Origin of the sequence: Actinopolymorpha sp. B17G11, from assembly GCF_040196095.1 — a bacterium.
Classification (GTDB): Bacteria; Actinomycetota; Actinomycetes; order Propionibacteriales; family Actinopolymorphaceae; genus Thermasporomyces.
The window spans coordinates 151,972-177,419 of the sequence record NZ_JBEFTW010000009.1 but is presented as its reverse complement, the minus strand read 5'-3'; the positions used below and the strand labels follow the sequence as shown (position 1 = coordinate 177,419).

Below are 25,448 nucleotides of genomic sequence, written 5' to 3'. Positions count from 1 at the left end.
AGCTCGGTTTTCGGGCCGCCGCGATGATTTCTCGTCCCGGCGCGGGTTGTAGTAGCGACCGAACCCCAACACAGCATCGGCTGGGAAGGATCGACGACCATGCCTACCAACGAGGAACAGATCCGCACGCTGATCGAAAGCTGGGCGGACGCGGTCCACACCGGTGACCTGGGTGGCGTCCTGGTCGACCACACCGACGACATCGTGATGTTCGACGTGCCGCCACCGTACGCAGGCGTATGTGGCATCGACGCCTACCGCGAGACCTGGCCGGGATTCTTCGAATGGCAGCGTCAAGGCGCCCCGTTCGAGATCGAGTCTCTGCACATCACCGCGGGCGAGGACATCGCATTCGCGTACGCCCTGCTGCGGTGTGGGACACCGCAGGAGTTCGCCGACAATCCCGAGAACCGGCTGCGGCTGACCCTGGGCCTGTGCAAGGAGAACGGCCGATGGGTTGTCACACACGAACATCACTCGTTCCCCCACACGGACCCCGGGGCCGGCGATGAGCCCGCTGACGCGGCGCGTGGGTGAGGGGCGCTCCGGGATAAAGGGTTTGCCTTCTCCGTACCCATCATGGATAGTGGCAGTATCCATATGCGGATAGCACCACTATCCATCACGAACGGAAAGATCATGGTCTTACTCGTCCTGGCGGTCGCCCTCCTGGGCTTCCGCCTCCTCGGCACGTTCGGAGTCCGCCGATTCGCCACCTGGCCGACCAGCGCCGCACCCGCGATGGCCGTCATGCTCGTCGTCACCGCGAGTGCGCATTTCGTCCCGGCGGGCGTCACTGTGATGCCCAACCACGCCGATCTCGTACGCATGGTGCCGCCGCTGGTCCCGTTCCCCGACGCGATGGTGTACCTGACCGGCGTACTCGAACTGCTCGGTGCTCTCGGCCTGGTGCCGACCGCGACCCGCTGGGCGGCCGGACTCAGCCTCGCCACCCTCTTCGTCCTCCTGCTTCCCGCGAACATCTACGCCGCCGTCGCCGGCGTGCCGTTCAACGGAGAGGAGCCCACGCCGTTGTGGCTGCGGATTCCTGAGCAGATCCTCTACATCGCCCTCGTCGTCTGGGTCGCCCGGTCGGCGGACAGCACAGCGATCCGGCGCTTGCTGCGCCGGCACCTGCGCCGCTCCGAGTCCGCACCGCCAGCCGTGGCATCCCGCTGACCGTCATCCCATCCTGATTTCGCAGAAGGAGTACGCCGTGGAAACCGTGGCTCTCAGTGCCGAGTCCCGGCTGGTCGCCGGGGCCGTTCTCCTCACCATCGTCACCATCCAGGTCGGCGGCTGGTTCATGACCCGGATCGCCCGCGGCCAGGTGCCGATGACCGACTTCCAGAAGTCGTTCGCTCGCGCCGGGCACGGCCATGCGGGCGTCCTCGTGATCCTGAGCCTGGTCGGCCTGCTCTACGCGGACGCCACCGGCCTCACCGGGCTGGCGTTGTGGACCGCCCGGCTGGGTATTCCCGTCGCCGCGGTCCTCATGTCCGCCGGGTTCTTCGCCGCCTCCGCCGGGAGGAATGCCACCGGGCCCAACCGGTTGATCTGGATACTGTGGATCGGTGCGCTCTCCCTCGCCGCGGGCGTGGTCAGCCTCGGCATCGGCCTGCTGACCGGCTGACCCACGCGACCCACGCGACCCGCGCGACCCGCGCGACCCACGCAGCCAGCGTCGACCGCTGAGAAAAGGACACTGTGACGGAGATTCGAGAGTTCCGCATCGAGGTTCCGCAGGCGGCACTCGACGATCTGCATGCCCGCCTCGACCATGCACGGTGGCCCACGCAGCCACCGGGCGTCGGGTGGGACCGCGGCGTTCCCGGCGACTACCTGAAACCACTGGCGGACCACTGGCGGCATTCCTACGACTGGCGCACATGGGAGGCGGAGCTCAACGAGTTCCCACAGTTCACCACCCGGATCGACGGGCAGCTGGTGCACTTCCTGCACGTACGCTCCCCCGAGCCAGACGCCCTTCCGCTCATCGTCACGCACGGATGGCCGGGGTCCGTCGTCGAGCTGATGAAGGTCATCCGCCCGCTCGCCGATCCCCGCGCCCACGGCGGTGACCCGGCGGATGCGTTCCACGTCGTGGCGCCGTCCGTTCCCGGATTCGGGTTCTCCATCCCCCTTGCCGAACCGGGCTGGAACCACCGCCGGATCGCCCTCGCGTGGGTCGAGCTGATGAGTCGGCTCGGATACCCCCGATTCGGCGCTCAGGGCGGCGACACCGGTTCGGTCGTGTCACCCGAGCTGGGCAGGGTGGCACCCCACCGGGTGGTCGGCGTCCACATCAACGGCGGGTTGGCGTTTCCGGACCTGGGCTCGTTCGACGTCGACGACTTCACCGATGTCGAACGGGCGCGGATCGCCGCGGCCGAATGCATCAGACGCGACGGAACGGGATACGCCGACATCCAGTCCACGCGGCCGCTGACCGTGGCGTACGGACTGAGCGACTCACCGGTCGCCCAGCTCGCCTGGATCGTGGAGAAGTTCCGGGAGTGGACCGACCCGGCCAAGGACCTACCCGAGTCTGCCGTCGAGTTGGACCAACTGCTCACCAACGTCACGTTGTACTGGCTGACGGGAACGGGCGCATCCTCGGCACACCTCTACTACGAGACGCGGGCGGAGAGGGAGATGGAGGGCCAGCAGGACGCTTCGGACAGAAGGTCACCGGTGCCGACGGGACTCGCCATCTTCCCGTCCGACCCCGCGATCCGGCGGATCGCCGAACGCGAGCACACCCTGGTGCACTGGTCAGAGTTCGACCGCGGGGGGCACTTCGCCGCCATGGAGGCGCCCGACCTGCTCATCGACGACGTACGAACCTTCTTCCGCCGCGTCCGGCGACAGACCTGACCCACCTGTCCGGGCCTAGGACGACGCGCCCGTCGCCGGAGGGCTGAGTCGGGCGAAGCCTTCCTGCCGCTGGTAGGGAAAGTACGGATAGGGCGCGGTCAGCGCGCTGGCCGCGTCGAGCCTCGCCAGCTGGTCCGAGGTGAGCGTCCAGCCGACGGCGCCAAGGTTCTGACGCAACTGGGCTTCGTTGCGGGCACCGACGATGACCGAGGCGACCGTCGGTCGCCGCAACAGCCAGTTGAGGGCGATCTGCGGAATCGCCTTGCCGGTCTCCTTGGCAAGCTCGTCGAGAACGTCCACCACACCGAAGAGGCGCTCGTCGTCGACGGGTGGACCGAAGTCCGCGGTCTCGTGCAGCCGACTGCCGGCCGGCAGCGGTTGGCCACGACGGATCTTGCCGGTGAGCCTCCCCCAGCCGAGCGGGCTCCACACGAGGGCGCCGACGCCCTGGTCGAGCCCGAGGGGCATGAGCTCCCACTCGTAGTCGCGGCCGACGAGCGAGTAGTAGACCTGATGCGCGACATAGCGGGGGTAGCCGTACTTCTCCGCGACGGACAGCGACTTCATCACCTGCCAGCCGGAGAAGTTGGAGACGCCGACGTAGCGGACCTTTCCGGTGCGTACGAGGTCGTCGAGGGTGGACAGCACCTCCTCGATCGGCGTACCGGCGTCGAACGCGTGGAGCTGGAAGAGGTCGATGTAGTCGGTGCCGAGGCGCCGCAGTGCCTCCTCGCACGCCCTGATCAGGCGCGACCGCGACGAACCGGCCTCGTCGGGCCCGTCGCCCATCGGCAGGCTGGTCTTGGTGGAGAGGATCACGCGGTCCCGCCGGCCCGCGACAGCCTGGCCGAGGACCTCCTCGGACGCGCCGTTCGAATAGACGTCGGCCGTGTCGAACATCGTGACGCCGGCGTCCAGGCAGATGTCCACGAGACGGCGAGCCTCGTCGGCATCCGTCTGGCCCCAGGCCCCGAACAGCGGGCCCTGGCCGGCGAACGTGCCGGCGCCGAAGCTGAGCGCGGGGACCATGAGTCCGGAGCGGCCCAACCGTCTGAATTCCATGACCACGTTCCTTCCCGCGACATGACAGAAAGCCAGCCACTAACGGTCCCGTAGTTCCGTTAAGCTGGGTGCAGTCAACCTAGCACGCCTCCGCCGTTAACGAAACTGGAGACCCGTTATGGACGCTGAGCAGGCCGGCCCCGGCACCATCCGCCCTGGAGGACGGACGGCCAGAGTGCGGGCGGTCGTGCTCCAGGCAGCGGGGGACGCCCTCGCCGAGAACGGACTGGCCCACCTGGACCTCGCCGACGTCGCGCATCGGGCGAACGTGGGCAAGACGACCGTCTACCGCCGCTGGGGAACCGCGGCCAGCCTCGTCGCCGATCTGCTCGTGGACATGGCCGAGCAGTCCTCGCCCCGCACCGAGACGGGCACGCTGATCGGCGACCTCAAAGCCAACGCGCGCCTCGTCCAGCGGACCCTGAGCGACCGCCGCCAGGGAGCGCTGTTCAAGGCGATCATCGCCGCGGCGACGTGTGACGACCGGACGGCCGGAGCCCTGCGGCGCTTCTACGACACGCGGGTCGCGGAATGGGCGCCGTGCGTCGACCAGGCCATCGACCGGGGCGAGGTACCTGCGCGCACCGACGCCCACGAGGTGATCCGGGCCGTGTCCGCTCCGCTCTACTACCGCCTGCTGACAGGCGGCGATCCCCTCGACACCACCGCCGCGGATCGCGCCGCCGAAGCCACCGCCGCGGCGGCCCGAGCCGGGGCGTACGTCCGTCGGTAGCCACGAGCGCTGGTGGCCACCCCGTCAGGTTTCGATCAGGACATGGTCCTCGTCCTCGCCCGGCGGTTCGACCTTGGCCTCGAGAACGTCGAAGGTGTGGCGCGACATCCGGATGCTGCCCCGCGGATCGTGGTTGCGTCGCTCGACGCGCGCCCACGCCACCTCCCGGTCGCGACAGCGCACATGGTGCAGCCGGGACGAGGCGCCACACCGCTCGGCGAGGCGACGGGCGGTGTCCCGCTTGCTCCGTGCCCAGAACCCCAGGTCGAGTACGACGTCGACGCCGAGCGACAGGCACCGACACCAGAGCGGTTCCATCACCGTCTCGACCCGGCGGATCAGCGGCGCCATGTCCGGGATCCGGCTCTCGTCCTCGTCGTAGAGCGTGGCGACCCACTCATCCGTACTGAACCGGACGCCCCCGAGGCGCTCGGCCAGGCTCTGGGCGTAGGTCGTCTTGCCGGCTCCGATGTAGCCGTAGATCAGATGCGCGGTGGCCATCGGAAAAGTGTAGGGAGGACGTGTCCGCACGCGCCCGGGATCACCCCCGCCACGTAGGCCAGGATGGTCGCCATGGCGAACGACACGGTGGCTGTCCTTGGTCCTGGCGGTGTCGGCGGACTGCTCGGCGGGTTGCTCGCCCGTGCCGGGCACCGGGTGGTGTTCCTTGCCCGGCCCGCGACGGCGGCGGCCCTGCGGGAGACCGGCCTCACCGTCACCAGTACGGCATTCGGCGACTTCACCGTGCCGGTCGAGGCCGACACCCAGCTCCGCGAACCTGTCGCCGCCTGCCTCATCACCGTCAAGGCCACCGCACTCGGCGATGCCCTCACCCGCCTGCCCGCCGACGCGTCCGGCGCGGGTCTGCTCGTGCCGTTCCTCAACGGCGTCGACCACATGTCGCTCCTGCGCGAGCGCTACCCGACGGCGTCGACGGTCGCCGGCACCATCGTCGTGGAGTCGACCCGCGTCGCGCCGGGACGCATCGAGCACGCCAGCCCGTTCGCGCGGATCGAGCTGGCGAGCGCCACGGTGGAGCGGCAACGGCTCGACCAGCTTGCCGGTCTGTTCGCCGAGGTCGGCCTCGACGCGTCGGTGCGCGCCGACGAGACGGCGATCCTGTGGAACAAGGCGTCGTTCCTCGCCCCGATGGCGTTGCTGACCACCCACGCCCGCGCACCGATCGGGGTCGTACGCAACGACCGGCGGTCCACCATGCTGGCGGTCATCGACGAGATCAGCGAGGTCGCCCAAGCGTCGGGTGGCACCGTCGACGCGGAGACGGTCGTCGTAGGCCTGGACCGGATGCCGGAGACCCTGAAATCGTCGATGTTGCGCGACGCCGAAGCCGGCCGCGCGATCGAGCTGGACGCGATCGGCGGTGCCGTGCTGCGGGCCGCCGAGCGGCACGGCATCGACGTCTCCGTGACCGCGGGCCTGGTCGACGACCTTCGAGTGCCGCGTCCATGAGAGCGTCACCAGGAACGAGTGTCCTTCCAGGTCTTGAACACATGGATGACTATCCGTCGTCAAACCGGGTAGATCGAGTCGCGAGACACGACCTCAGCGACGAAAACGCCACCACGTCCACCAGCACCAGAGCGCCCGGACCTCGTGCCTTTGGCCGGTACGCATGAGCGGCAGTGATCACGCACGGCGTCGCCCGGCCCTCCGCGCGCCGGTCGCCTGCCCCTTCGCGTTGCCAGGTGCGACTGCGCTGGCGCAGGCGAAAGGGACGAGAGCATGACCGGAGAGCAACCCGTGGCCGAGGCGGCCATCGAGCTTGCCGACTCCGCCGGAATCGATGTGAGCTCACTCGACCCGCTCGGAGCCGTGATCCACCACTGCATGTCGCTGATGGACATCGCCGCCAGCGGTGTGATGCTCGCCGACCGGTACGGCCGACTCCAGACGGCGGCCACCAGTGCCACGTCCGATGCCCTGACCCGCCTCTTCGAGCTGGAGTCAGAAGGCGGACCCTGTACGGAGAGTTACCAGACTCAGGAGCCGGTCAGCGAGACCGATCTCGATGCGGCGCCTACCCGCTGGCCGCAGTACGCACTGTGCGCGCGGGAGGCCGGCGCCCGTGCGGTTCATGCGTTCCCGCTCAAGGTGGGCACGCTGACGGTCGGCGCGCTCGGGTTCGTCAGCGCCGAACCGAAGCCCCTCTCCGACGACGACCAACGGCTCGCCACGGCGCTGGCCGACCTGGCGACGATCGGCGTACTCCACCAGAGCTCCGCGGGACGGGCACACAAGGTCGCCGGCCAACTGCAGGGGGCCCTCGACAGCCGCGTCATCATCGAGCAGGCCAAGGGAATGCTGGCGCAGCGCAGCGGTCTGAGCGTCGACCAGGCGTTCAACGCGCTCCGGCACCACGCCCGCAGCAACCGGCTCCGACTGGCCGAACTCGCCCAGCAGGTCGTCGACGGCACGGGCGATCCCACCGTCATCCTGGACTCCCTGTCGACGACCGCCGCACGGCCGACGCAGGTCACGAGGCCGATCCGTCCCACGGGCTCACCTCGTCCCAGCCGGCCAGACACACCGAGACGAGGGGGCTCCGGCCCACCAGCGGGACACTGACGCGGAAGATTCGGGGGACCATCGTGCGGCAAGCCGGCTGGAAGGCGATCGAATTCGTGCTGTTCGCGGCACTCGGCGTCGTCTGGGTGATGGTGATGCTCGTACGCTGAGCGCCGCTCCCACCGCTCCGATGCCGAGCGCCGCTCACACCTCGGCCAGCAGACCGGCGATAAGCGCGGCGCGGCGCGGCATGCTCTCGATCAGGACGTGCTCATGGTCGGCGTGCGCGCCGCCGCCCTCCGGGCCGAGGCCGTCGAGGGTGGGTACGCCCATGGCGGCGACGAGGTTGGCGTCACTGGCTCCACCGGTCGAGCCCTCCCCGAGGTCGCCGACTCCCATGCCGGCCGCGATCGCGCGGGCGTGGGCGAAGAGCTGTCGGCTGGCGGGAGTCGACTCCATCGGCGGGCGGGATGCCTCGACCCGCACCGTCAGTGTCGTACCGGTCACTGCCGGGATCAGCCCGGTGATCGCCTGTTCGACGCGGCTGGCCTCGGCCGCGGTGGCGACCCGGACGTCGATCTCGGCCTCTGCGTGAGCCGCGACGACGTTGGGACGGCTGCCGCCGCGGACCACGCCGACGTTGACGGTGGTGCCGCGCTCGCGATCGTTCAGCCGGTGGAGCGCCTGCACCTGGTGGGCTAGCTCGACGATCGCGCTCGCTCCCTTGTCGGGTTCGATCCCCGCGTGGGCGGCGCGACCGCCGATCGCCAACCGGTACGTCGCGATGCCCTTCCGCGCGGTCTTGAGCGCGCCACCTGGCAGGGGCGACTCCAGGACGAAGGCGGCAGCGGCACCGGTCGCGGCGGTTTCGATCAACTCCCGTGACGTCCGGCTGCTGACCTCTTCGTCGCAGCTGAGGAGAATCCGCACCTGACGCCGTGGGGCGCGTCCCTGTGCCTTGAGCTCGCGGAGCGCGTACAGCAGCAGCACCAGGCCACTCTTCATGTCGAAACTTCCCGGACCGGTCAGGATGCCGTCCTCGATCCGCAGCGGCATCCGGGACAGCGTGCCGCGTGCCCACACCGTGTCGTAGTGGCCGAGGACGACGACGGGTGCGGCGTCGGGCTCCGCGCCCGGCACCGTGAGCGAGAGGTGCGGCGCCCCGCCCGGCCCGAGCGGGTGACGGGTCAGCGTTCCGAACTCGCCGAACCGCTGCTCGAGCCGGCCGGCCATCTCCGCAAGACCCGCCGGATCGTCCGAACCGGACTCGATGCTGACCCACTCGGCGAGCAGGTCGACCAGCTCCTGGCGCCGCGCCTCCAGCCGCACGCGGATCTCCCCCGCGATCGATCCGCCCATGCCGATCAGTCTGCCAGGACGGGGAGTACGACGTGCGAGGGGTGAGCGGCGCTGTGGTGGACGGTGTTGTCCGCTACCTGGTGCCGGTGGTGACGTCCGATCGGTTCGCCGGTGTTGGGGTTGGGGTCGAACCGCGGGAAGTTGCTCGACGACACGTCGACCCGGATCCGGTGACCCTTGCCGAAGACCGCGCCGGTGCCGTACATCGGGATGCGCAACTGGTAGACCTCCCCGGGGACCATCGGCTCCGGTTGCGCGGGATCGTTGCGGTAACGGCACCGGAAGATCGAGTCGGAGATGTTCACGGCGTACCCGTGCGGGTAGTCCGCCGAAGGCGGAAAGACGTCGACGAGCTTGACCGTGAAGTCGGTGTCAGGCGCGGACGAGGAGACGTACAGCACCGCCGACAGCGGACCGATCACCGTCACGTCGGCGGCGAGCGGCTCGGTCTGGAACACCACCACGTCCCCGCGCGCGCCCAGTGGGAGGTAGGGCGGCCGGGCGCCGAGCACGTCCGGCCCGGTGCGCTGGTCCTGCCCGCCGACCTTGACGATGGACGCCCATCGTTCTTCGTACGGGATGCGGTCCGCGAGCGCGTCCGGCACCGGCACCTGGTCGGAGAGCGAGGAGATGTTCCCGCCGATCGTCGGCACCGGATCGGCCGGGTCGTAGCAGAACGTCGTGCTGTCCGCTGTGGCCGCGATGCCACCGGACGTCGGCTCCGGAGGTTCGGTGCCGAGAGACCCGTCGCCCCGCAGGTGGTACGTGACCTCGGCCACGCCCGCCGGCGGGAACTGTTTCTCGCCACGCCATTCGCCACCGCGGCGGAGCCGCCCCTCGCGCGACCGTGACCCGTCACCCGCGCCCATGACGAACAGGCGGACGGGATCCTCCCGGTCCACGCCGTTGTCGAGGCCCTTCAGCCAGCGGTCGAACCACCGGAGGTGGAGGTGCGGGAAGTCGTCGGCGAGGTTGCCCGCGAGGGAGCCCGCTTCCCCGAACTCGACGTCACCGGCGAACGTCGTGTCCACCGTCGTCGAACCGTGCGTCCACGGGCCCATGACGAGGTGGACGGGACCGTTCTTGCGCTGCGAGAGCCCGGTGAAGTTCTCGATCGTCGCGCGGGTGTAGGAGTCGTACCATGCGCCGCAGAACAGGACCGGCACGTCGGCGAAGTCGTCCCAGTGCTTCATGACGTGGAAGCCGGGCTGCTCCCAGAACTCCTCATAGTCCCCGCGGGTGTAGAGATCCAGCGCCCAGCGCTCGATCGACGGCGAGTGGGCGAGCGGCGTCAGGCCTGGACGCAGCGGCAGTCGACGAAGCCACTCCGCCGCCGAGACCGCCGTCTGCGCGGCTGTCAACTCGGGGTTGCGCGCGTTCGCCGGCGTCGTCGCCGCCTCCATGAACGCCCAACTGAGAAAGCGCAACTCCATTGCGCCGTTGTGGCGTACGGAACTGGTGTAGGCGTTCGACCCGGACTGGTTGACCACCATCGCGGCGAGGTGGGGTGGGTTCAGCGCGGCGGCCGCCGTCTGGGTCCATCCCGAGTACGACGTGCCCATCGTGCCTACCGCGCCGGTCGACCAGGCTTGGACACCGAGCCACTCGATCGTGTCGTACCCGTCCTCGGGTTCCTGGACGAGGAAGTCGAACGTGCCCTCCGAGGCGTACCGTCCCCGGCAGTCCTGGATCGCCGTCACGTAGCCACGGCGGGCGAAGTACTCCCCGAGCTCGCGCATCGCGAGGCTCCGCTTGTTGTACGGCGTACGTACGAGGACAACCGGACAGGCCCCGGCTGCCCGGGAGTCGGGCGCGGCGGGATCCGCCGGAAAGAACAGGTCCGTGGCGAGCCCGACGCCGTCGCGCATCGCCAACCGCACGTCACTCGCCAGCAGTACGCCGAACTCGCTCGGCGACTCCGGTTGCCCTCGCCAGTCAGCCACGTCGACTCCCTCGGGAGATGGGAGGGGTCCAGGTCGGAATGCGGAACCCCTTTCTCCGAACCTATGAGACGAAGGGCACCCTCATCGAGACCAGACCCGGGTGCCGCGGATGACCGCGTTCGGCACCGGCATGCACATCGGCCGGCGGATGCGCCCACGACGCGGCATTCCCCACAAGCCCTCGATGGGTGAACTTTTGCCTCCAGAGCCTGGTCGATAGTGGGACACAAACACCACTGCTCACATTCTGGAACCAACGGCGGAGCAAACTCGTCACAACCCTCGCAAGTGGGCGGCGTTCACCTCGCGATACGGACTCTTGGCCTACGTTGGAGCGGCATGTTACAAGAGACGAACACAGCGTGATCGGACGCCGAGGCAAACCCGGAGGGCGACCCGATGAGACGCCAGCGCCACCACAGTGGCCGGCACGTCGACACGGCGACCACGGACGACGCCCGCGGGCACTTACCAGCCCGCGCACCGTCCGCCCTTTCAGGTGCCGTACGCACGCGTTTCCCCGGCCGTACCCGGCCCACCGCTCGGCTGACGCGACCCACTGCCACGACCGAAGTGACAAGACCGTCTCTCCCTGACGAGGGGGCCGCGCGATGGTGAAACGTTGGCAGCGAACCCAGTCGAAACGCCGGCTCACGGCGCAGGAACGTCACCGCGAAGAACTCCACATCCAGCAGATGAGCGAAGACGCCGTCGTACGCTCGGAGAAGTCCGAGCAACGGGTGCAGCGCCTCAAGATCCTGCTGCACGCCTCGTTGTCCCGTCCGGTCGAACCCGTCGACTTCGAGCAGTTGAAGAAGTCCGTACCGACCGTCGATCTCGGCAGTGACGCCGATCCCCACCCCCTCCCGCACTGGGAGGAGTACGCACCCCGACCGGCGAACTTCCTCACCCGGCTGCTGACCCGCGCGTCCCGGCGGACGACCGAGGCGGAGGCGGAGGCGGCGTACGCCAGCGCACTGGAGCGTTACCGTGCCGACGAGGCGGAGCGGCAACGCCGGATCGAGGAGCTGCAGCGTTCCCACGCCGACACACACGCCACCGTGCTCGAGAAGACCCTTGCCCACAACGCGTCCATCGACGAGTTCCGCGACGCGGTGCTTGCCGGTGACCGTGTCCGGGTGAGCGAGTACTTCTCCCGGGTGTTCGCGACCATCGTGGACCGGTCCAGCTTTCCCCGCGACCGGCGGTTCGCCTACGTTCCCGAATCCAAACTCCTGCTGATCGAGTGGCAGCTTCCGAGCACCGACATCGTGCCGCGGGAGAAGGAGTTCCGCTTCAACAAGGCCACCGACTCGGTGGGTGTCTACAAGTGGCGTTCGGTCGGCGAACTCCGCGATGTCTACCACGACCTGCTGGCCCAGATGGCGCTCCGCGCGGCCAACACCGCATTCGGCGCGGACCCGGCGGGACTCGTGGAGACCGTCGTCTTCAACGGCATGGTGACCACGGAGGACGGCACGAGTGCGTGCCTCATCACCATGAGTACCTCGCGACGACGCTTCAGCCGACTCAATCTCGACAACCTCAGCGACCCGCTGGAGCTCGTCCGCAAGCAGTGCGGGGCAGACGTTTCCCCTTATCCGGAAGAGCTTGCCGGCGTGACGCCGATTCTCACCTACGACCTCGCCGATCCGTCCGTGACTCCGGCGGCGGCCACCCGCGCACCCAACCTCGCGACGGCACCGATCGAGGAGTTCTGGCGCCTCGTCGAACGGCTCCTGGAACGCATGGGCTACTCCGTCGTCGCGCTCGACGGAGCGGCCGGCAGCTACCTCGCGTCCTCCTCGGGCGCCGAAGCCTGCCGCAAGGTCGTGCATGTCCGCCGCGGAGAGGGCCGGTTGGAGACCTCGGAGGTCCGCGGGCTTGCCTCCGCCGTACGCCGCGAGCGGGCCGACGGCGGCATGCTCCTGACGACCGGCGGGCTCGACCCGCAGGCGTACGACTACGCACACCGGCGGCCGTTACGGCTCTACGACGGGCACAACGTCCTCGCCCTGTGCCAGCAGCACGGCCTACCCGTACGGATCGAGCCGGCCGTCTCCTCCGAGGCGGGACCTGCGGAAGGCTCAGGCGTACCCGAGCAGCGCCACGACCGCACTCCGTCCGGCGTCGACCGCTGACGCAGCCGGGGCGCCCTCATCCCACGTCGTCGATACCGGCGAGGATCTCGTCGACGTCGGCGCGGTCGAGCCCCGAGGCATGCAACAGGTCGTGGACGCAGGACCGTACCTGTGCGACCACGACCTTGCCGGAGAACCCGCACGCGTCGACCGCCGACGTCGCCAACTCGGCCGCGTCGACCAGGCCGCGCCTCGCCGCCCGCGGTTCGACTCCCCTGGCGAGTTCGTTGCGGAGCGTACGCACGGACTCGGCGAGCCGGCGTACCGCTGCCACCAGGTTGGGTGGGACCGGCTCGTCGTCCCGGATGACCACGATGACGCGCCGGGCGAGGACCCGGGTGTTGCGTACGGCATGGTCGAGGTCGGTCACGGCATCGACGTACGAGGTGAGATGACCGCGGGCACGCCAGCGCACGGGCGCGATGCGGGCGATCTCCCTCCCGGCGCTGAGCGCCTCGCGAAAGTCCCCGAACGAACCCTCGATGAGACGGGCACGAGCCAGGGCGGCGTTGGCGGCGGACCGGTCCTTCGCGTTGAGCGCCGATGCCAGGTCGTCAAGGGTGCTGGCCAGTTCCTCCAGCATCCGGCCAGCGGCGCGCCGTGCCACGACGACAGGGTTGACGGGCAGCAGGATCGCGTTGACCAGCAGGCCGATGGCACCTCCGACGAGGGCGTCCACGAAGCGGGTCGTGGCGGCCATCGCGGTGCTGGTCGCCGGCACGAGTGCGACGACGAGGATCGCCGACGCGGCGCCCTGGTTGACGAGCAGCGGACCACCTCCGGTGAGGACGGCGGCCGCCATCGCGAGCAGCACCACCAGCCCGATCTGCCAGGCGCCGCGACCGATCGCCCCGATGAGGAGTTCGGCGACGAGGACGCCGAGGGCCACGCCGACCACGAGCTCGAGGGACCGGCGCAGCCGCTGGCCGAGGGACACTCCCAGCGACAGCACGGCCGCGATCGGGGCGAAGAACGGTTGCGGATGACCGACGAAGCGGGTCGCGACGTACCACGCGAGACCGGCCGCCACGGCCGACTGGACGATCGGGAGCAGGGTGCGCCCGAGCCGTCGGACGCGGGTGCCGAGCGACTCACGGGAACGCTGCGCCACGTCGTCGAGGATCGCCTCGCCCCGGCGTACCAGCGCCGCCACCGGCCGTCGGCCCGTCATCACACCCTCGACTCACCCACTGGTTGTCCCGGGCCGCCGGTCGCTCGCAGGACGTACGTACCCAGGCCGGCGGTCCCCTACAGGTAGAGGCCGGTCTGGTCGTCCTCGAGCCGTTCGGAGGCAACCGCGTGGATGTCACGTTCGCGCAGCAGGATGTACTCCTCGGCGTGCAGCTCGATCTCCGCGCGGTCCTCGGGATCGAACAGGACCCGGTCGTCGATGACGACCGACCGGACGTGTGGTCCGATCGCCACGACCTTCGCCCAGGCAAGACGCTTACCCATCTTGGCGGTCGCCGGAATCACGATCCCCGCGGACGAGCGACGCTCACCGCTCTCGGCGTCCAGGACGACGAGGACGCGGTCGTGCAGCATCCGGATCGGCAGCTTGTCGGCGCGGAGCCGGCCGTTCGACGTGTCGGTCACGGTGTGAGAGATTACGGCGCCTTGCCCACCGATCGCCAACGGCCCGGGCTCCGCGTGGACGCCGGCCGCCTGGGCACCTCCCGACGGCGGCCCTCTTCGTTGCCTGGGCCAGCCGGGCAACCACCGGGGCAGAGAGAGCGTCCAGAGATCAATCCGACCCTGGAGGCTCCGATGTCCCGCTTCACCGCGCCCCGGAAGGCTCTCTTCGTACGGACACTGCTCGTACGGACCCTGCTCGTACGGACCCCGCTCCTACGGGCTCTGCTCGTACGGACTCTGGGCGTCGGGATGGTCGCCGCGTTCCTCACTCTCGGCGGTGTGGTCCTCGCGCCCGTACCCGCGTGCGCGTGTTCGTGCGTTCCGACCAACCCGGCCGAGGCGTTCGCGCGCGCCGACGCCGTTTTCGTCGGACGGGTCGTTGACCGGGCCTCGAAAGACCGGTTCCCCTGGGAGAGCACGGGTGTGGAGGTCTGGACGTTCGAGGTGGAAAGGATCTACAAGGGCGAGGTACAGCGGCGGCAGGAGATCGTCACGATGGAGTCCGGCGCGTCCTGCGGCCTGGAGCTGGACGGCTCCGGACCGTTCGTGATCTATGCCACCCACGACAGCTTTGACATCGAACCCCAGCGCGACCAGTACGCCGCCGGCCTGTGTGACGGCAGCCAACCGCTCACCGCCGAGGTCGAGCGTTCGCTGGCCGCGCAGGCACCCGCCGGGCCGATCATGCCGGCCGGCTCGGTGGACGCGTCGGGAGAGAACCGCGACGGGGTGTCCACCCCTCTCGTGGTCGGACTCGGAGCGATCGGTGCCGTCGTCGCGGCGGTCGTCGGCTGGCTGAAGCTGCACGGATGAGCCACCCGCGGGACCCCGTCTGGTCGGTCGACGCTCAGCGACGTCTCCCCTGCCGGCGATGGTGCCGCGGGCCACGTGGCTGCCGGCCACGCGGCTGGCCGAGCCGCTGAGTACGCGGACGGGCGCCACCGGTCGGGCCGTCGTGCAGCCGGCCGCGGAGCAGCTTGAGCGCACCGAACACGGCACCCGCGGCGACCACGGCCGTCACGACCCGGCCGGTACGGAACCGGCCGTCGGGGGTCATGACCACGAGCTTCGCCTTCACCGCACCGCGGGAGACCATCTGCTTCGGCTGCATGCGTTCGGTCAGTGTGTCGATCGTGGTGGCCAGGCGTTCGCGCGTGGCCGTGAGCTCCCGCTCGATCTCGGCAGCGGACCGGTTGCCCGCGGCTTGCCGCTCACCAAGGGACGCCTTCTCGCCGGCGGTTCGCTTCTCGGCAACCTCCCGGCTCGCGCTCGCGCCCGGTTGTTCCTTCTGGGCGGGTAAGCGCTGCCTCGTCCGGTCGCTCACTCTCGGCCCTCCGATCGTCTGGTGATCATGAATGGTTCCCGGCGCCACAGGCGGGCCCGATCGTCACGATCACGTCACCTCGCTCGCATCCGAACCCCACGATCGCGGTGATCACTTCAGTGTGGCAGATCGCTCATGTGCGCCTCAGATCTTCGCGGGGTTACCCCAAACGAGCGCTCTGACCACAAAAGCCCGAGCCATGGCGAAACGTGCGGGCGAGTCAGCGCGCCCGGGCCCAGCCAGCTCAGCGGGTGCGATCCGCCAAGCGCGGGTCGAAGCCGTACGGAAGTTCCAGTCGGTGTGCCGCCATCAGTTGGGCGTCACCGAGGACGAGGGGAGTCGGTCCGTCGGCGACGATCGTGCCGCCGTCGAGGATGACCGAGCGTTCGCAGAGTTCCAGGGCGTACGGAAGATCGTGGGTCACCATGAGCACGGTCACGTCCAACCGGCGGAGGATCTCCGCCAGCTCCCGGCGGCTGGCCGGGTCCAGGTTGCTGGACGGCTCGTCGAGGACGAGGATCGACGGCCGCATCGCGAGGACGGTCGCCACCGCGACCCGACGCCGCTGGCCGAAGGACAGGTGGTGAGGCGGGCGATCGGCGAAGTCGCCCATCCCGACCTGCCGCAGCGCCTCGTCGACCCGGGCGTCGAGCTCTCCGCCGCGCAGGCCGAGGTTGGCCGGGCCGAACGCCACGTCGTCGCGGACACTCGGCATGAACAGCTGGTCGTCGGGGTCCTGGAAGACGACGCCGACCCGCCGGCGTACCTCCCGGATCGTCTCCGCACCGACCTGCATACCGTCGATGCGTACTGATCCCAATCCCGGGATGAGGATGCCGTTGAGGTGCAGAACGAGCGTGGTCTTGCCCGCGCCGTTGGGGCCGAGGACGGCGACCCGCTCGCCGCGGGTGACCGTGAGGTCGACGCCGTAGAGCGCCTGGTGGCCGTCGGGATAGGCGTATGCCAGGCCACGGAGTTCGAGGACGGGCGCGCTCGACCTGGTGTGCTCGGTCTGCGGCGGCGCGGCGGTCATGGTGTCCACCAGGCGACGAACGCCACTGCCAGCGCGGTCGCCGGGAGTGCCAGGGCGAGAAGCCATGCCCGGCGTGAGGGGTACGCCGGGGCTCCGGGCAGGTCCGGCAGCCGACCGGAGTAGCCGCGGGAAAGCATCGCGAGGTGGACACGTTCACCGCGTTCGTAGGACCGGATGAACAACGCTCCGGCCGACTGGGCGAGGACGGGCCACGCACGCGGTCCGCGCGGGGTGAACGCCCGGGCAGCCCTCGCCGTACGCATCCGCCCCATCTGGTCGGTGACCACGTCGAGGTAGCGCACCATGAACGCCATGATCTGGACGAGCTGACCCGGCACCCGCAGCCGCTGCATCCCGACCAGCAGGTCGCGCTGGTCGGTCGTCGCCGCGAACAGGATCGACGTGACAACACCCAGGGTGGCCTTGACCAGGACGTTCCAGCCCGACAGCAGGCCAGCCTCCGACACGGACACGCCGAGCACGTCCATGCGCGGCCCCTGCGCGATGAACGGCAGGAGCACCGCGAACACCACCACCGGCGCCTCGACCACCATGCGCGTGGCGACGAACGGCAGCGGCACCTGGGCGAGCAGGGCGACGGCGATCAGGAGTGCGGCATAGCACCCGAACGCCCAGAACGCGGTGCGCGGCGTCGTGACGACCACGAGGACGAAGGCGACGAGCGCGACGAGCTTGCAGTGCGGCGGGAGCCGGTGCACGACCGAATGGCCGTGGACGTAGAGCCGGTGCGTATGGACCGCGCCCATCTGTCAGCCGTCGGTGGAGCGGCCGGTGGCCCCGACGGTGGACGCGCCGGTGGCACGGTCGGTGGAGGGCGTCGAGGGTTGGGGTGTCCGGGTCCGCCGGCGCACGGCGTAGGCCAGGCCACTTCCCAGGGCGAGAGCGACCAGGACGCCCGCGACTCCCGCGAGCCCACCGGACAGGACCGGATGCTCCACACCCCTGACGCCGTAGTCGGCGAGCGGTGAACCGGCGGTGGCGCTGTCGCGGGCCCGATCGCCGAACCCAAGGTCCTCGGCGACCCGGTTGAGCCCGTCCGGGCTGCCGGAGGCGAAGTAGCTCACCCCGCCCGCGAGCAGGAGCGCGACCACGACGCCGACGAGCACGACCACCTTCGTCCGTGCCCGGGGCGGGCGGGTCGGGCTCGGCTGGGTCGGGCTCGGCTGGGTCGGGCTCGGTTGCGTACCGGCGTCGACGCGTTCGCTCATGAGGCGGCCTCCTTCGACATGGCGCGGGACGTACGGATGAGGAGGGCCTGCCCGGCAAGCAGGCCTCGGGCGCCGTGGACCAGGTCGGGCCGGACCGCCACGATGCTGGCCACGGTCGCGGCGGTGATGGCGGCCTCGCCGATCCCGATCAGGACGTGCCAGCCGAGCATGGCGGCCATGAGCGCGCCGAGCGAGATCTCGGCCGTTCCGCCCACGGCGTAGAGGCCGACGAAACACAGTGCGGAGACCGGCACCGAGACCAGCGCGGCCACGAACGCCGCCGGCGCCGCCGACCCGGGCCGCCTCGGCAGCAGCCGGAGGACGAGCGTGAAGATCACCCACCCGGCAATGACCGTCACGACGCCCATCAGCGTGATGTTGGTGCCCAGCGCCGTGATTCCGCCGTCGGCGAAGAAGAGTGCCTGGACCGCAAGGACGACGGTCAGACACAGCACGGCCGTCCAAGGGCCGACGAGGACCGCGGCGAGTGCGCCGCCGAGCAGGTGCCCGCTGGTGCCGGCGCCGACCGGGAAGTTGAGCATCTGGACCGCGAACACGAACGCCGCGACCAGTCCGGTCAGAGGTGCCGTCCGGTCGTCGAGCTCGCGGCGCGCCCCGCGGAGAGCGACGCCCACGACCGCGGCCGCAGCGACGCCCGTCGCGACCGACGTGGGCGCGTCGAGGAAGCCGTCGGGTACGTGCACTGGTCCTCCTCGGGACTGGGAGGTCTGGGCGGGATGTCTCCGGTCTGGGAGATGCTCCACCTTGAGAGATGATGGCAATCCTGGACTGATCACATTTCGCCGGTCATTCTTACATGCAAACAACTTGCAACAAGACCCCCCGTCTCATTCCGTCCGACCTGGAGGACCAGTGGCCCCCGCACCTCGACTCAGCCCGGGCGACCCGGCACCCGACTTCACCCTCGACGACGCCGACGGCAAGAGCGTCGCCCTCGCCGACCACCGTGGCCAGAAGGTGATCGTCTACGCCTACCCGGCCGCCATGACCCCCGGCTGCACCAAGCAGGCCTGCGACTTCCGCGACTCGCTGGACTCGCTGGCCGCGGCGGGATATGCCGTGCTCGGGATCTCGCCGGACAAGCCGGCGGCCCTCGCGAAGTTCCGCGAGAAGGAGGGTCTGACGTTTCCGCTGCTCTCCGATCCCGACCGGCAGATGCTGACCGCGTGGGGTGCGTACGGCGAGAAGCAGATGTACGGCAAGACGGTCACAGGGGTGATCCGTTCGACGTTCATCGTCGGCGAGGACGGCCGGATCGAGGTCGCGCAGTACGGCGTCCGGGCCACCGGCCACGTCGCCAAGCTGCGCCGCGAACTCGGCGTCTGACGCCCTCGGCGGCGGGTCCCGGCAGGAGGTCGTCGGCGGGTGGCGGCCGAGACCGTAGACTGAGCCGCCGCTGATGGGCTGCCGCAGGCACGCCCGGGCGCGAGAGTGGCGGAATGGCAGACGCGCCGGACTTAGGATTCGGTGCCTTCGGGCGTGAGGGTTCGACTCCCTTCTCTCGCACGCGGCCGACGACGCTGGGCGACGCGGCCGGATCCACCTCCGGTGGTCACGCCGACCCGCTGGCACGGGGACGTCAATCCTCCTGTCAGCCCTCAGTCGGGGCTACTCGCCGGAGCTGATGTCCTCGCTCCTCTTCTCGCACCAACGTCTCGTGGGGGAATGCCCGGTGAAGCTCTCCATCCTCGTACCTGTCTACAACGAGGAAGCGACCTTCAGCCGTGTCCTCAAACGGGTCCTCGACGTCGACTACCCGTGCGAGGTAGAGGTCATCATCGTCGATGACGGCAGCCGCGACGCCACCCCTGAACTCCTCGACCAGATCGACGACCAGCGGGTCGTTGTCCACCGGCACACCGTCAACCGCGGCAAGGGTGCGGCCATCCGTACGGCCGCCAGCATCGCGACCGGCGACTTCTTCGTGGTCTGTGACGCCGACCTCGAATACGACCCGGCCGACATCCCGAGGCTGCTTGCTCCTGTCATCTCCCAAGACGCCGAGGTGGTCTACGGCACCAGGACGTTCTCGAGCCACACCTCGTACTCCTTCTGGTTCGTCCTCGGCAACAGGGCCGTCACGACATTCGCCAACGTGCTCTTCAACTGCTACATCCGCGACCTCGAGACCTGTTTCAAACTGATGCCGCTCACGCTCTACCGCGAACTCGACATCCGTTCGGCAGGCTTCGGCATGGAGGCCGAGATCACCGGCAAGCTGCTGCGTCGGGGCTATCGGCCGTACGAAGTGCCGATCTCCTACCGCGCTCGCACCCGGGCGCAGGGCAAGAAGCTCACCTGGCGCGACGGGGTCGAGGCGTTGTGGATCCTGGCGCGTACCCGACTCTCCGGCGGCCGGCGCTGAGGCTCCGTCCAGGGGAAAGACTCTGGCGGTCCCCGCACCCCGCGACCGCCGCCGTCTCCCTGGCTGTGGCCGCGGGCATCGCGGTACGGCTCGTGTTGTGGTGGCAGGACCGCGCGTTCTGGCGTGACGAACTCGGCCTGGTCCAGAGCCTCGACGCCTACCCGGCTGCGGCACTGCTCGGGCGGCTGGCTGACACGCAGTCCGCGCCGCCGCTGTGGCTCCTCGTGGTCCGCGCGGTGACGGCGGTCGCCGGCGACGGCGAACGCACCTACCGGCTGATGACGCTCGGATCAGGCTGTGCCCTGCTGGTGCTCGTGGCGGTGCTCGGCATCCGTCTGGTCCGCTACCGCTGGGCCGTCGTCGTGCCGCTGATCCTGCTGGCCACCCTCTCGGAGCTGGTCTTCTACACCGTGCAGACGAAGCAGTACGCCACGGACGCGTTGGCCGTGACGTGGCTGGTGCTGCTCGGCGTACTGCTGCTGGCGCGTAGTGCCGAGCCGACCGTCGCTCAGGGCGGGGAGGCCGGTGACGGGGTTGGTGTCAGCGCCCGGCACAGCGGCTTCCGGCGGACCGATCTGTGGTGGTACGCGTCGCTCGTCGTCCTGCCGTGGCTGTCCCACGCCTTCATGCTGGCGGCGCCGTTGGTCGCTGGCTGGGTGACGCTCGTGCGGACGTGGCGTGGCGAACTGACGCTGCGCCGCGCTGCGGGCTGGCTCGTCGCGCCGGCAGTGTCGGTCCTGGCGGCGGCACTCTACGCGCGGCATCTGACGAGCCAGGCGCCCGACTTCCTGACGTACTGGGCGGCGTTTCTCGGACCGAGCGGTCACACGACGCACGGTGGAGGTCTGGCCGGCTGGTGGGACTGGCACGGGTTCGTGTTCGGTGAGTTCGCCGTCCGCGAGCTCGGCTTCCCGACGCCGTGGGGGGCCGCGCTGGTCGTCGTCGGGGCACTGATCGCGTTCCGCCGCGGTGCCGCCGTCGCGATGCTGCTGGTCCTGCCACTGGTGGCGGCGTACACCGTGGGGGTGCTGGGGCTCTATCCGTTCGGGCGGCGGCTGGTGCTCTTCTGCGTTCCTTCGCTACTGCTCTGCCTCGGCATCCTGGTCGACGCCGTGGCGGGACGGGCAGTCCGCGTGGTTCGCGGGTGGACGGCGAGGTCGGGGGGACCGAGTGGCTGGCCGGCGGTCGGTGACCGGATGGTGGCGGCCGTCGCCGGGACCACGACCGCGGCGGCCGTGCTCGCCGTGTGCTGGACGCCGCCGACGCGGCTCGTTCACGACCTGACCTACCTGTACGGCGTCGACGACTACCGCGGTGCGTTGAGCTTCGTGGCCGCGAAGTGGGAACCCGGCGATGTCCTGCTCGTCGGCAACGGCGACCGGGCGGCGGTACGGGTGTATGCCCCACGGCTGCACCTTCCGCTCGACCGGGCGTACCGCGCGATACCGACCGCGACGACCACCCCGCGGGCGGACTGTCCCCTGCCGCGCGAACTGGCGGCCGCGCGGCGGATCTGGCTGGTGACAGGCGATGTCGTCCCGCTGTACGACGGTGTGCCGAGCAGGTACGCCCTCGTGTCACCGCTGCTGCCGCGGTTCCGGGTGGTGTGGTTCCAGGACAAGGGACTGGTCACCGTGCAGGCCGTCATACCGGGCCCGACGCCCGACGCCCGACCGACCAGGTGCCTCGACTACGCCCCCGTCGGCCCCGCAGGCTCCCCCGCCCTCCCGTGATCATGATCGTGATCATGAAGGTGCCGCGGAGCTATGGCCCCGAAAGCCTTCATGGTCCGTTTTCACTTCATGATCTCACTGCAGGCCGGCGAGGGTGCGGGGACAGTGAGCGTCAGCGCTGAGTCAGGGCGGCGGCGATGAGGGGCGCCATGGCGCGGACCGCCTTGCCCCGGTGGCTCAGGGCGTCCTTCTCGGCCGGCGGAAGCTGGGCGGCGGTCCGCGTTTCGCCGTCGGGAACGAACACGGGGTCGTAGCCGAACCCGCCGTCTCCCGCCGGCTCCCGCGCGATCCTCCCTGGCATTCGGCCCTCGACGACGTGCTCTGTGCCGTCGGGCAGGACCAGCACCATGCAGGCCACGAAGTACGCTCCACGGCGCTCGTCAGGCACCTCGGCCAGTTGGTCGAGCAGGAGTTCGTACCCACGGGGTCGGTTCTCTCCCCGACCGGCCCAACGCGCGGAGAGGACGCCCGGCATGCCGTTCAAAGCGTCGACACACAGGCCGCTGTCGTCCGCGACGGACGGCAGACCCGAGTGGGCGATCGCAGCGTGCGCCTTGAGCCTGGCATTTCCTTCGAAGGTCGGCTCGGTCTCGGCGGGCTCGTCGTAGGCAGGAACGTCGTCAAGGCTGAGGACCTCGACAGCGGACACCAGCGGGGTGAGAATCCGGGCCATCTCGACGAGCTTGCCGCGGTTGTGGGTGGCGAGCAGGACCTTCGGCCGGACCGACCGGTCCACCGGCGTACCCGTACTCGTCACCGATCCCGCCTCAACCGTGTCACCCGACCGCACCGCCGACTCCGCCTCAACCGTGTCACCCGACCGCGTCACCGATTCGGCCGCAACCGCGTCGCGGGCGCGCGTCACTGACCGGACCTCGCCGGAAGCTCCTTGGCAAGAACCTCTGCCTGGATGTGCGCCAGCTCCGCGCATCCGACGCCGGCCAGCTCCAGCAGTTCGTCGAGCAGTTTGCGGTCGAACGGGTCGCCCTCGGCCGTCCCCTGCACCTCGACGAAACGCCCGTCGCCGGTCATCACGACGTTCATGTCGGTCTGGGCGCGGACGTCCTCTTCGTAACAGAGGTCGAGCAGGGGCGCGTCGTCGACGATGCCGACCGAGATCGCCGACACCGAGTCGGTGAGGGCGTCGCCCCGGAGCGAGCCGCGGCCATCGAGATAGCGCACGGCGTCGACGAGTGCGACGTAGGCGCCGGTGATCGCCGCGGTCCGGGTGCCGCCGTCGGCCTGCAGGACGTCGCAGTCGAGCACGATGGTGTTCTCGCCGAGCGCCTTGAAGTCGATGACCGCGCGCAGAGACCTGCCGATGAGCCGGGAGATCTCCATCGTGCGTCCACCCAGCCGTCCCTTCACCGACTCGCGGTCGCTTCGGGTGTTGGTCGAACGCGGCAGCATCGAGTACTCGGCGGTGACCCAGCCGAGGCCGGAGTCCCGGCGCCAGCGGGGGACGCTCTCCGTCACGCTGGCCGCACACAGCACGCGGGTACGCCCGAACTCCACCAGAGCCGACCCTTCGGCATGGTCGAGCCACCCGCGGGTGATCTGGACAGGACGCAGCTGATCCGCGGAGCGGTCGTCGACTCTCACCATGCGTACGACCCTACCGGCGGCACCACCGGATCCCGTGCAGCGGCGCCTGCTGCTGCGCCGCCTCCGCGAGGGTACGCGGGCGGCGACAGACCGAAGGGCTGGGCGACGCTCAGGAACGACTCGTCGCGGGCGCGCCGCGGCGGCGCAGCACCGCCGCCACCTCCCCGACGGCAAGCCGGGCCGCCCACGGTGCCAGGTCGCGGGTCCTGCGACCCAACCACGGCACGCCCTTGGTCGCCAGCCAGGCCAGCTCCGCCCTACGGGACAAGGCGATGCCACCGCCGCGTTCGACGCCCGTGGGCGACGACCGCACACCCACAGCGCCGAGCCCCTCGGCACACGTACGCGCGAGCAGCCGGTGCCCCAGCTCCGACGGATGGAGTCGGTCGACGCTCCAGGCCTCGCGCGCGTAGACGGCGGGCGAGGCGGCGAGATCGATGTACGCACCACCGAAGGCGGCGTGGATCTCGTCGTACACCCCGTTCACCGCCTCGATTCGCCGGGCCAACGGTCCGGCCAGCAGCCTCGGCAACCCGAAGACCCGGCTGTGGTCGTGGAACCGCACCATCAGGAGGTCAGCCCCCGCCCGGGTGAGCTTCTCGGCGGTCCCGAAGAGGTCGGCGCGCACCCGGTCCGCGTCGAAGCTCGACCGCATCGTGTCGTTGACGCCGACGATCACCGACGCCAGCTGGGGCCGCAGGGCCAGCGCCTCGGGCAGTTGCCGGTCGCGGACGTGCGTGGTGGTCGCGCCAGCCTGGGCGAGGTTGTGGAACGTGAGGTCGTACGTCGACGTCAGCGACTCCGCAAGGAGCGCCGCCCACCCCCGCCATCCGGAGGTCGTGAGGTCGCCGATCCCGAGGGTCAGGCTGTCGCCGAGGGCGACGTACCGCAGCTCCCGCGTCGCACAGGTCACGGCGACCAGGCTGGGTCAGCCGGTAGGAGGTTGTCCGCACCCGACGTGACCGCCGGTCGAACGTCCCGCAAACTCTTGCCCGGCCGGGCGCTACCGCCTTACAAGGCAATGACCAACGACGCACGGTGAGTTTGCCGCGTGTCGTTGGGAATGATCACGCCTGCGTGATCATTCCCCTTGGGCTCAGATGTCGTACGCCGCGCCAGCGTGGGCGATCTCCACCGGCCCGTCGTAGGCGGCGCGCGCCTCAGCGGCAAGGTCCTCGGGTGCGTACCACGGCGGCACGTGCGTGATCACGAGCCGACCGACGCCGGCGCGATGGGCGTACTCCCCCGCCTGTCGGCCGGTCAGGTGGACGTCCGGCGGGTTCGAGTCGCCGTCACGGAACGTCGCCTCGCTCACCAAAACGTCGGCTCCGCGGGCGAGTTCCACGAGCGCGTCGGTCGGGCCCGTGTCGCCGGTGTAGACGAGCGAACGACCCTGATGCTCCAGCCTGATGAGGTACGCCTCGACCGGGTGGCAGGCCGGCGCCACCGAGACGTCCATCGGCCCGATCTGCCGTGCGCCTCCGGTCAGCCAGGCCCGGAAGTCGAACACGTCCCGCATACCGGGCTCGAGCGGGAGGCCGTAGGCGACGGCCAGCCGGTCGGCCGTACCGAACGGGCCGTAGACCGGAATCACCGTCCGTGGACCACCCGGATGGTACTTCCGAGCGACGTAGTACGAACACAGGTCCAGGCAGTGGTCCGCATGCAGGTGGGAGAGTCCCACCACGTCCACGGTGTACGGGTCGACGTGGCGTTGCAGGGCACCGAACGCGCCGTTGCCGAGATCGAGGACGAGCCGGAAGGTACGCCCACCATGGGGAACCTCGACCAGGTAGCACGACGCCGGCGAATCCGGCCCGGGAAACGACCCGGAGCATCCCACGACGGTGAGCCGCATGCCC

At 69.9% G+C, this 25,448-nt stretch carries 27 protein-coding genes and 1 tRNA gene; 13 read left to right on the top strand and 15 right to left on the bottom strand.

Annotated features, from left to right (window positions below):
• The first annotated feature begins 99 nt into the window (after positions 1-99).
• The 4 genes from ABN028_RS12640 to ABN028_RS12625 all read left to right on the top strand — a co-directional run bounded on the left by ABN028_RS12640 (position 100) and on the right by ABN028_RS12625 (position 2,877).
• On the top strand, positions 100-537 hold the full coding sequence (locus ABN028_RS12640; RefSeq protein ID WP_349696723.1) for a YybH family protein: 438 nt from the start codon (positions 100-102) through the stop codon (positions 535-537).
• Between the two features lie 102 nt (positions 538-639).
• Entirely contained in the window at positions 640-1,179 is a 540-nt protein-coding gene (locus ABN028_RS12635) for a DoxX family protein (RefSeq protein ID WP_349696722.1), read from the top strand.
• Positions 1,180-1,216: 37 nt separating this feature from the next.
• Positions 1,217-1,633 (top strand): hypothetical protein, encoded by a 417-nt coding sequence (locus tag ABN028_RS12630; protein ID WP_349696721.1) that lies wholly within the window; start codon positions 1,217-1,219, stop codon positions 1,631-1,633.
• A 74-nt stretch (positions 1,634-1,707) separates the two neighbouring features.
• Positions 1,708-2,877 carry an epoxide hydrolase family protein gene (locus tag ABN028_RS12625; RefSeq protein WP_349696720.1) on the top strand — a complete coding sequence of 390 codons (1,170 nt, stop codon included), beginning with the start codon at positions 1,708-1,710 and terminating at the stop codon, positions 2,875-2,877.
• Positions 2,878-2,892: 15 nt separating this feature from the next.
• Here the strand turns inward: ABN028_RS12625 and ABN028_RS12620 are convergent, their stop codons facing one another.
• Positions 2,893-3,939: an aldo/keto reductase gene (locus ABN028_RS12620; RefSeq protein ID WP_349696719.1), complete on the bottom strand. Its 1,047-nt coding sequence runs from the start codon at positions 3,937-3,939 to the stop codon at positions 2,893-2,895.
• Between the two features lie 118 nt (positions 3,940-4,057).
• On the opposite strand from ABN028_RS12620, the gene ABN028_RS12615 reads away from it, so the two are divergent.
• Positions 4,058-4,672 (top strand): TetR-like C-terminal domain-containing protein, encoded by a 615-nt coding sequence (locus ABN028_RS12615; RefSeq protein ID WP_349696718.1) that lies wholly within the window; start codon positions 4,058-4,060, stop codon positions 4,670-4,672.
• Between the two features lie 24 nt (positions 4,673-4,696).
• Here ABN028_RS12615 and ABN028_RS12610 read toward each other — a convergent pair whose 3' ends face one another.
• A complete protein-coding gene (locus ABN028_RS12610) occupies positions 4,697-5,173 on the bottom strand; it encodes a P-loop nucleotide/nucleoside kinase family protein (protein ID WP_349327285.1) in 477 nt (158 codons plus the stop codon).
• Positions 5,174-5,245: 72 nt separating this feature from the next.
• On the opposite strand from ABN028_RS12610, the gene ABN028_RS12605 reads away from it, so the two are divergent.
• A complete protein-coding gene (locus tag ABN028_RS12605) occupies positions 5,246-6,142 on the top strand; it encodes a ketopantoate reductase family protein (RefSeq protein WP_349696717.1) in 897 nt (298 codons plus the stop codon).
• A 273-nt stretch (positions 6,143-6,415) separates the two neighbouring features.
• A complete protein-coding gene (locus tag ABN028_RS12600) occupies positions 6,416-7,258 on the top strand; it encodes an ANTAR domain-containing protein (RefSeq protein WP_349327282.1) in 843 nt (280 codons plus the stop codon).
• Between the two features lie 144 nt (positions 7,259-7,402).
• Here ABN028_RS12600 and ABN028_RS12595 read toward each other — a convergent pair whose 3' ends face one another.
• Both ABN028_RS12595 and ABN028_RS12590 read right to left on the bottom strand, forming a co-directional pair.
• A complete protein-coding gene (locus ABN028_RS12595) occupies positions 7,403-8,557 on the bottom strand; it encodes a M20 family metallopeptidase (RefSeq protein WP_349327281.1) in 1,155 nt (384 codons plus the stop codon).
• Positions 8,558-8,562: 5 nt separating this feature from the next.
• Positions 8,563-10,500, bottom strand: a complete 1,938-nt coding sequence (locus ABN028_RS12590; RefSeq protein ID WP_349696716.1) for a CocE/NonD family hydrolase — start codon at positions 10,498-10,500, stop codon at positions 8,563-8,565.
• Between the two features lie 611 nt (positions 10,501-11,111).
• Between ABN028_RS12590 and ABN028_RS12585 the strand changes: the two genes are divergently transcribed.
• The gene (locus ABN028_RS12585) at positions 11,112-12,641 is read left to right on the top strand and encodes a restriction endonuclease (protein ID WP_349327279.1); all 1,530 of its coding nucleotides are present in this window, start codon (positions 11,112-11,114) and stop codon (positions 12,639-12,641) included.
• 16 nt (positions 12,642-12,657) lie between these two features.
• Here the strand turns inward: ABN028_RS12585 and ABN028_RS12580 are convergent, their stop codons facing one another.
• The gene (locus ABN028_RS12580; RefSeq protein WP_349696715.1) at positions 12,658-13,812 is read right to left on the bottom strand and encodes an FUSC family protein; all 1,155 of its coding nucleotides are present in this window, start codon (positions 13,810-13,812) and stop codon (positions 12,658-12,660) included.
• A 77-nt stretch (positions 13,813-13,889) separates the two neighbouring features.
• The gene (locus tag ABN028_RS12575; protein WP_349327334.1) at positions 13,890-14,186 is read right to left on the bottom strand and encodes a GroES family chaperonin; all 297 of its coding nucleotides are present in this window, start codon (positions 14,184-14,186) and stop codon (positions 13,890-13,892) included.
• Positions 14,187-14,408: 222 nt separating this feature from the next.
• On the opposite strand from ABN028_RS12575, the gene ABN028_RS12570 reads away from it, so the two are divergent.
• Positions 14,409-15,089 (top strand): hypothetical protein, encoded by a 681-nt coding sequence (locus ABN028_RS12570; protein WP_349696714.1) that lies wholly within the window; start codon positions 14,409-14,411, stop codon positions 15,087-15,089.
• A gap of 34 nt (positions 15,090-15,123) precedes the next feature.
• Here ABN028_RS12570 and ABN028_RS12565 read toward each other — a convergent pair whose 3' ends face one another.
• The 5 genes from ABN028_RS12565 to ABN028_RS12545 form a co-directional block, all read right to left on the bottom strand.
• On the bottom strand, positions 15,124-15,600 hold the full coding sequence (locus ABN028_RS12565; RefSeq protein WP_349696713.1) for a DUF3618 domain-containing protein: 477 nt from the start codon (positions 15,598-15,600) through the stop codon (positions 15,124-15,126).
• Between the two features lie 244 nt (positions 15,601-15,844).
• Entirely contained in the window at positions 15,845-16,633 is a 789-nt protein-coding gene (locus tag ABN028_RS12560) for an energy-coupling factor ABC transporter ATP-binding protein (RefSeq protein WP_349327275.1), read from the bottom strand.
• Entirely contained in the window at positions 16,630-17,400 is a 771-nt protein-coding gene (cbiQ, locus tag ABN028_RS12555; RefSeq protein ID WP_349696712.1) for a cobalt ECF transporter T component CbiQ, read from the bottom strand. Before cbiQ ends, ABN028_RS12560 begins: the two co-directional genes overlap by 4 nt.
• A 3-nt stretch (positions 17,401-17,403) precedes the next feature.
• On the bottom strand, positions 17,404-17,862 hold the full coding sequence (locus tag ABN028_RS12550) for a PDGLE domain-containing protein (protein ID WP_349696711.1): 459 nt from the start codon (positions 17,860-17,862) through the stop codon (positions 17,404-17,406).
• Positions 17,859-18,566, bottom strand: coding sequence for an energy-coupling factor ABC transporter permease (locus ABN028_RS12545; protein ID WP_349696710.1), 708 nt, complete (start codon positions 18,564-18,566; stop codon positions 17,859-17,861). Before ABN028_RS12545 ends, ABN028_RS12550 begins: the two co-directional genes overlap by 4 nt.
• 169 nt (positions 18,567-18,735) lie before the next feature.
• Between ABN028_RS12545 and bcp the strand changes: the two genes are divergently transcribed.
• The 4 genes from bcp (at position 18,736) to ABN028_RS12525 (ending at position 21,981) form a co-directional block, all read left to right on the top strand.
• Entirely contained in the window at positions 18,736-19,209 is a 474-nt protein-coding gene (gene bcp / locus ABN028_RS12540) for a thioredoxin-dependent thiol peroxidase (RefSeq protein ID WP_349327270.1), read from the top strand.
• A 99-nt stretch (positions 19,210-19,308) separates the two neighbouring features.
• Positions 19,309-19,389 (top strand) — tRNA-Leu (locus tag ABN028_RS12535).
• 166 nt (positions 19,390-19,555) lie between these two features.
• On the top strand, positions 19,556-20,248 hold the full coding sequence (locus tag ABN028_RS12530; RefSeq protein WP_349696709.1) for a glycosyltransferase family 2 protein: 693 nt from the start codon (positions 19,556-19,558) through the stop codon (positions 20,246-20,248).
• Positions 20,249-20,313: 65 nt separating this feature from the next.
• The gene (locus tag ABN028_RS12525) at positions 20,314-21,981 is read left to right on the top strand and encodes a hypothetical protein (protein WP_349696708.1); all 1,668 of its coding nucleotides are present in this window, start codon (positions 20,314-20,316) and stop codon (positions 21,979-21,981) included.
• A gap of 112 nt (positions 21,982-22,093) precedes the next feature.
• On the opposite strand, the gene rdgB is transcribed toward ABN028_RS12525, so the two are convergent.
• The 4 genes from rdgB to ABN028_RS12505 all read right to left on the bottom strand — a co-directional run bounded on the left by rdgB (position 22,094) and on the right by ABN028_RS12505 (position 25,444).
• Complete coding sequence (gene rdgB / locus ABN028_RS12520; RefSeq protein WP_349696707.1) at positions 22,094-22,846, bottom strand: RdgB/HAM1 family non-canonical purine NTP pyrophosphatase; 753 nt, start codon at positions 22,844-22,846, stop codon at positions 22,094-22,096.
• On the bottom strand, positions 22,843-23,586 hold the full coding sequence (gene rph, locus ABN028_RS12515; protein WP_349696706.1) for a ribonuclease PH: 744 nt from the start codon (positions 23,584-23,586) through the stop codon (positions 22,843-22,845). Before rph ends, rdgB begins: the two co-directional genes overlap by 4 nt.
• 109 nt (positions 23,587-23,695) lie before the next feature.
• Complete coding sequence (locus ABN028_RS12510; RefSeq protein WP_349327264.1) at positions 23,696-24,499, bottom strand: SGNH/GDSL hydrolase family protein; 804 nt, start codon at positions 24,497-24,499, stop codon at positions 23,696-23,698.
• 183 nt (positions 24,500-24,682) lie between these two features.
• Complete coding sequence (locus ABN028_RS12505; RefSeq protein WP_349693554.1) at positions 24,683-25,444, bottom strand: MBL fold metallo-hydrolase; 762 nt, start codon at positions 25,442-25,444, stop codon at positions 24,683-24,685.
• Between the last annotated feature and the right edge of the window lie 4 nt (positions 25,445-25,448).